This is a genomic window from Planctomycetota bacterium (genome assembly GCA_039182125.1).
GTDB lineage: Bacteria > Planctomycetota > Phycisphaerae > Tepidisphaerales > Tepidisphaeraceae > JBCDCH01.
This window is the reverse complement of sequence record JBCDCH010000122.1, coordinates 1-5,848: the sequence shown is the minus strand read 5'-3', so window position 1 is coordinate 5,848 and position 5,848 is coordinate 1. Positions and strand designations below refer to the sequence as shown.

The window sequence follows — 5,848 nt, the reverse complement described above, 5'->3', positions numbered from 1 at the left end:
TGGAGAACGTGTACCGCGCGGTGAACATCGCGCTGGTCAACGAGCTCAAGGTGCTGCTGACCGAGATGGGCGTCGACGTGTGGAAGGTGATCGAGGCGGCGGCCACGAAACCGTTCGGCTTCCAGGCCTTCTACCCCGGCCCGGGACTTGGCGGACACTGCATCCCGATCGACCCGTACTACCTGACGTGGAAAGCCCGTGAGTACGGCCTGTCGACCCGCTTCATCGAACTCGCCGGCGAGGTCAATCGCGCCATGCCGCAATTCGTCGTCGAACGCACCACCCTTGCGCTCAACGATCACGCCAAGCCGGTCAAGGGATCGAAGATCCTCGTGCTTGGTCTCGCTTACAAACCCGACGTCGATGACGTTCGTGAGTCCCCGAGCTTCGAGATCATCGAACGCCTCGAAGCCCTGGGGGCTCACGTGGATTACCACGATCCGCACGTTCCACAGACTCACGAGATGCGGCACTACGACGTGGACAAGCAGAGCATCGCTTGGAGCACCGAAGCCCTCGCCGATTACGACGCGGTTGTGGTTGCCACCAATCACAAGTGGTACGACCCGCGGCAGATCGCAGAACATGCGCAGCTCGTGATCGATACGCGTAACCTCCTTCACGGACATGACGTGGTCAAGGCTTGAAGTACAAGTGCCAGAACGCGAGACTGAGGTCACGTTGGAGATCGACTGGGTCCTGCGTGGTGGCCGGCCGTTTGAGCAAGCCGGCGGTGCGGGCGAGGCAGGGACGGCAATCGCGTCTGTTGCTTTCCCGTTGATCGGAGCACTCAACGCGTTGAACAGAAATCGTGGACGATCTCTCTACGGCTACACCCACCATCTCGTTTCGCGGAAGCTCGCTGTGCGGGCGATTATACGGTGGAAGTGGATGGGGCGATTGGCGTGGTTTTTGATCGCGTGCGGGTTGGGGATCGTCGTGCTAACGCCGTGCATGTGGGTTCTCTTCGGGAGCCGAAAAGGTGCGTCGGGCGAGATGCACGGGACCATTGCGGGTGTGGCCCTCGCTATAGGATTTGTCGCGTTTATCGCGGGTTGGCTCGGCCTGCGATGCCGGCTGACGGCGGCGGTGCGGAGGATGCGGCCTCGGGGCCACGATCCGCGTGGAATACGCATTCTACCGAATATCATCGACTCCGCAGCACAGCATTGAGCAGGCCGGGAAAGGTTGCGTTGAGTTCGCGGCGGCGCAGGGCGTTGAGCCGACTGGTGCCGCTGGATGTCTGGCGGATGACACCCGCCTTACGCAAGACCTTCCAGTGATGACTTGCGGTGCTTTTGGGGATGTTGTCGGTCACCGTTCCGCAGGCCAGCGGCTCGTCGGCGGTGGCGAGCATGCGGACGATCTCGAGGCGCACCGGATCGGCGAGCGCGGCCAACACCTGCTCGATCGATACGTCCGCAAGTTCAGGATGTTCCAGCGCGCGGGGCACGGCGACAGCTTAGCGCGTTGACCCGGACGTGCCGGCCGGCCTATGTTCGATGTAACTCGAACAAAGGCTTCGCCCGTGCACGCTTACCAAATCCAATCCGACGCCGGCATCTCTGACGCAATCGTCCGCACCGAACTCCCTGATCCAACGCCCAAGGCTGGCGAGGTCGTGATCGCCGTCAAGGCGTGTTCGCTGAACTACCGCGACACGATCATCGCCAAGGGAGGCTATCCGCGGAACGACACTCGGCCGGTCATCGCGCTCTCGGACTGTGCCGGTGAGATTGTCGAGGTCGGTGCGGATGTCGTCGGCTGGCAGGTCGGCGATCGCGTGTCGCCCAACTTCCTTCGTGATCACACCGGCGGCGCAACCACCGATGCCCATCTCCACACCGGTCTCGGCGGCAGTGTTGATGGCGTGCTCGCGCAGAATATCGCCATGCCGGCCCATTCGCTGGTGCGAATCCCCGAGGGTTACAGCTTCGAGCAGGCGGCGACCTTGCCGTGTGCGGCATTGACCGCGTGGAACGCGTTGACCTCGGCCAACACTGCCGCCGGCCAGAGCGTGCTGCTACTGGGTACCGGCGGTGTCTCGGTCTTCGGCTTGCAGTTCGCCCATGCCATGGGTTGCCGCACGATCGTTACGTCGAGTTCCAACGCCAAGCTCGACCAGGCCAAGGCGCTCGGCGCTGATGTGGCGATCAACTACGCCGACCATCCCGAGTGGCACGAGCAGGTCCGCGCCGCGACCGATGGCGTGGGCGTCGATCACGTCATCGAGGTCGGTGGTAACGGCACGCTCCAACGCTCGCTTCAGTCCACCGCTGTCGGCGGCACCGTCTCGCTCATCGGCCTGCTTTCGGACGGTCAACCGAACATTCTGCCCGCCTTGCTCAATGCCCAGACCATCCGCGGCATTTACGTCGGCTCCGCCGAGCAGTTCCGCGCGATGAACCGTTGCATCGAGCAGAACAAGATCGAGCCGATCATCGACCGCACGTTTGGGTTCGATGAGGTTCACGAAGCCTACGCCTACTTCGCCAGCCAAAAGCACGTCGGCAAGGTTGTCATTACGGTGTAGCTTGGCGTCATGGAAGAAGCGAAGAACGTCCTCGGTGGCAAGCTCATCGCCTGTTCGACCGACCCGATGACCGGGTTCTACCGCGACGGCTGTTGCAACACCGGCCCCAACGACACGGGGAGTCACACGGTCTGCGCGGTGATGACCGAGGAGTTTCTGCGCTTCACCGCCGAGCGAGGCAATGACCTGAGCACGCCGGTGCCGGCATACAACTTTCCCGGCTTGCGTCCCGGTGACAAATGGTGTTTGTGCGTGAGCCGGTGGGCTGAAGCCATCGACGTCGGCGTTGCGCCAAAGGTTGTTCTCCAAGCGACGCACGAAGCAGCATTGCGTGTGGTCGACCTTGCCACGCTCAAGATGTATGCGGTCGAAAACGAGTAAGGTCAGGTATTGCCTGCCCTACGCTTGGCCATGACCATCGACGCGGTTGCGATTCTGGGTTCAGGCGGACGCGAGCATGCACTGGCGTGGAAGATTGCGCAGCAACTACCCGGCGACCGGATCTACGTCATGCCGGGCAACCCTGGTATCCAGGAAGTCGCCAACTGCGTGGACATCGACCCGAACGACTCCGACGCCGTGTTGGCGTTTTGCCGGGACAACGGGATCGATTTCGTGATCGTCGGGCCGGAGGATCCCCTTGCCAATGGCATCGCGGACGTGCTGCGTGGGGCGGGCTTGAGCGTGCTCGGGCCGGGCAAGGCGGCGGCCCAACTTGAGGCGGACAAGTGGTTCGCGAAGGAAGTAATGAAGTCGGCGTTGGTGCCGACGGGGAACGCGAAGAGTTTTACCGACCACGAGTCGGCCGCGACGTACATCAGCCGACGCGGCGCCCCGCTGGTGATCAAGGCGGCCGGGCTCGCCAAGGGCAAGGGCGTCACCGTTTGCTTCCGCACCGAAGATGCACTCGACGCGGCCGAGCGGATCATGAAGCAGCAGGAGTTCGGCGACGCCGGGGCCCGCGTGCTGGTTGAGGATTTTCTCAAAGGCCCCGAGGTCAGCGTCCTCGCGCTGGTCGACGGCGACAGCCTTTTCGTCTTCGACCCCGCTCAGGACCACAAGCAACGCGACGACGGCGACACCGGCCCGATGACCGGCGGCATGGGCGCGTATGCCCCGACGCCCATCATCGACGATGCGACGCTCGCCAAGATCGAGCGTGACATTCTCATCCCGACGGTCGACGCGCTGCGGCGGGATGGCATTGAGTTCCGCGGCATCTTGTACGCCGGTCTGATGCTGACCGACGCGGGGCCGAAGGTGCTGGAGTACAACGTGCGGTTCGGCGACCCGGAGTGTCAGCCACTGATGATGCGGCTACGCGGCGACGTGCTCGGTGCGTTCCGCGCCGCGGCGGACGGCAAGCTCGCCGAGGCCGGCATTGACCTGCACTTTGACCCGCGGCCGAGCTGCTGCGTCGTCCTCGCCAGCGGCGGCTACCCCGGCAAGTACAAAACCGGCCACGTCATCACCGGCATCGAAGAAGCCGAGGCGGACGAGAACGTCAAAGTCTTTCACGCCGGCACGGCGGAGAGCAATGGCGAGTTGGTGACGAATGGCGGCCGCGTCCTCGGCGTGACGGCCCTTGGCGACACGCTCGCCGAAGCCACCGCCACCGCCTATGCCGCCGTCGAGAAAATCAAGTTCGACGGCATGCAGTACCGCCGCGACATCGCTGGAAGACCCGAGCTACGTGGAGCGGGGCGGTGAGCCGGCGGAGGAGGACTCTCGCGACTTTACTTGCGGTCCTCGGCTTGCTTGCCCTTGGTAGCTGGTTGTCGCAGATTGCCGATCAGTGGCTGAGCAATGAAGGTCCTTCCAGCCTGAATGTCATTGGAACGGGCTACGGCGCAAACGCCATCGAGATGTGGCTCGACCATCGTATCGACGCCGGTGGGCACGTCATCTACGTAGCTCGCGCCGACCTGATCGAGGGCACATTGGATCGTCCGATGACCGCGCCTTATCCCGGATTCGCTTGGGGTGGACCAGAAGTGCAACTGGGGCAACGTGTACCCCTCTTTCCCATGCCCGGCATGTTCCATGGGAAGAGAGTGCATCTCGACAGTTTCGACCGCGTCCGAGAGTTCAATGTCTCAACGATCGCTGTTCCGCATTGGCTAATTGTTGGGGGCCTTGCGGTGATGACCGTTTTCATCGCCGCCCCGTGGCGTTGACGGCGGCATCGCGGCGGTTGTCCGCAGTGCGGGTAATGACTGGCGGGCGACGCCGGGGCGGTGATCGGAATGCGGGTTCGGGCGGAAGGACGTCGCGAAGAGCGCATGGCTGCGTTGCTCCGCAACGCCGCTGTCGATCGCATGACGAACCGCGTTGCGGAGCAACGCAGCTACGAAAAGGTGCGGTGCGATTCGCGCGACTCACCCTTACGCGTCGGCGCGGTGGTAGTACTCCGCTTCGAGCTGCTCGAGTTTCTTCTCCGCGGCGGCGTATTCGCTTTGGAGGCGTTTGCTTTCCGACTCGTCACTCATGAGCGCGACGTCGCCGAACTTTTCGTTCATCTCGGCGATGGCGATCTCGGTGTCGGTGATCTCGGATTCGAGGGTTTCGATCGTGAGCGTGCCGAAGGGGCGGGCGTATTTGTTGTCTTTCTTCTGTTGGGGCTTGGGTGTCTGTTTCTGGGGAATCGGTTGGGATTGCTTTTTCGGCGCGGGCGTCTTCGACGCTTCGCCCAAGCGGTCGTGCCATTCGTCGAAACCGCCTTCAAAGTCCATTGCCGTTGGCGGGTCGAGCACCAGCAGGCGGTCGCACATGCGGCGGAGGAAGTAGCGGTCGTGGCTCACGCAGACGAGCGTGCCCTGATAGTCGGACAGCGCACGTTCCAACGCTTCGCGGGTCGGGATGTCGAGGTGGTTGGTCGGCTCGTCCATCAACAGACAGTCGTGGCCCTGCAACAGGAGCTTGGCCAACGCGACCCGTGCACGTTCGCCGCCGCTGAGCAGGTGCATGGGTTTCTCGACGGTGTCGCCGCGGAAGAGCAGGGCCGCGAGCAGGTTGCGGATTTCCTGCGGCTTGGTCTCTTTCGGCGCGGCACTCGCGGTCTCGGCGAGGACGGTGTTGTCGGGATTGAACTTGTCGAGTCGTTGGTCGTAATAGCCGGGCGTGACGGTCGGGCCCCATTTGATCTTGCCCGCGTCGGCGGTCTGATCGCCGAGCAGAACTTTGAGCAGCGTCGTCTTTCCCGAGCCGTTGGGGCCGATGATGCCCAAGCGTTGGCCGGCGATCAGGTCGAACTTCACATCCCGCCAAAGCGTTTGCTCGCCGAACGACTTGCCGAGTTCTTCGGTGCGTAGTGCG

General features: G+C 63.2%; 7 protein-coding genes. 5 read left to right on the top strand and 2 right to left on the bottom strand.

Annotation, left to right across the window (positions count from 1 at the left end):
• Positions 1-647, top strand: a 647-nt coding sequence (locus AAGD32_18260; protein ID MEM8876194.1) for a nucleotide sugar dehydrogenase, incomplete at its 5' end; no start/stop codon positions are given.
• 500 nt (positions 648-1,147) lie between these two features.
• Here AAGD32_18260 and AAGD32_18255 read toward each other — a convergent pair.
• On the bottom strand, positions 1,148-1,453 hold the full coding sequence (locus tag AAGD32_18255; GenBank protein MEM8876193.1) for a helix-turn-helix domain-containing protein: 306 nt from the start codon (positions 1,451-1,453) through the stop codon (positions 1,148-1,150).
• A gap of 75 nt (positions 1,454-1,528) precedes the next feature.
• Between AAGD32_18255 and AAGD32_18250 the strand changes: the two genes are divergently transcribed.
• Genes AAGD32_18250 through AAGD32_18235 form a run of 4 tightly spaced genes read left to right on the top strand, consistent with a single transcriptional unit; the run spans position 1,529 to position 4,710 of the window.
• The gene (locus AAGD32_18250) at positions 1,529-2,533 is read left to right on the top strand and encodes an NAD(P)-dependent alcohol dehydrogenase (protein MEM8876192.1); all 1,005 of its coding nucleotides are present in this window, start codon (positions 1,529-1,531) and stop codon (positions 2,531-2,533) included.
• A 9-nt stretch (positions 2,534-2,542) separates the two neighbouring features.
• Complete coding sequence (locus AAGD32_18245) at positions 2,543-2,914, top strand: DUF2237 domain-containing protein (protein MEM8876191.1); 372 nt, start codon at positions 2,543-2,545, stop codon at positions 2,912-2,914.
• 30 nt (positions 2,915-2,944) lie between these two features.
• Positions 2,945-4,243 (top strand): phosphoribosylamine--glycine ligase, encoded by a 1,299-nt coding sequence (gene purD / locus AAGD32_18240; GenBank protein ID MEM8876190.1) that lies wholly within the window; start codon positions 2,945-2,947, stop codon positions 4,241-4,243.
• A 44-nt stretch (positions 4,244-4,287) separates the two neighbouring features.
• Complete coding sequence (locus tag AAGD32_18235; protein ID MEM8876189.1) at positions 4,288-4,710, top strand: hypothetical protein; 423 nt, start codon at positions 4,288-4,290, stop codon at positions 4,708-4,710.
• Between the two features lie 207 nt (positions 4,711-4,917).
• On the opposite strand, the gene AAGD32_18230 is transcribed toward AAGD32_18235, so the two are convergent.
• Positions 4,918-5,848, bottom strand: a 931-nt coding sequence (locus AAGD32_18230; protein MEM8876188.1) for an ATP-binding cassette domain-containing protein, incomplete at its 5' end; no start/stop codon positions are given.

What these genes read in the sequence shown, in the direction of transcription:
- AAGD32_18245 (MEM8876191.1), top strand. Translation starts at nt 2,543, where the DNA reads ATGGAAGAAGCGAAGAACGTCCTCGGTGGCAAGCTCATCGCCTGTTCG.
- purD (MEM8876190.1), top strand. Translation starts at nt 2,945, where the DNA reads ATGACCATCGACGCGGTTGCGATTCTGGGTTCAGGCGGACGCGAGCAT.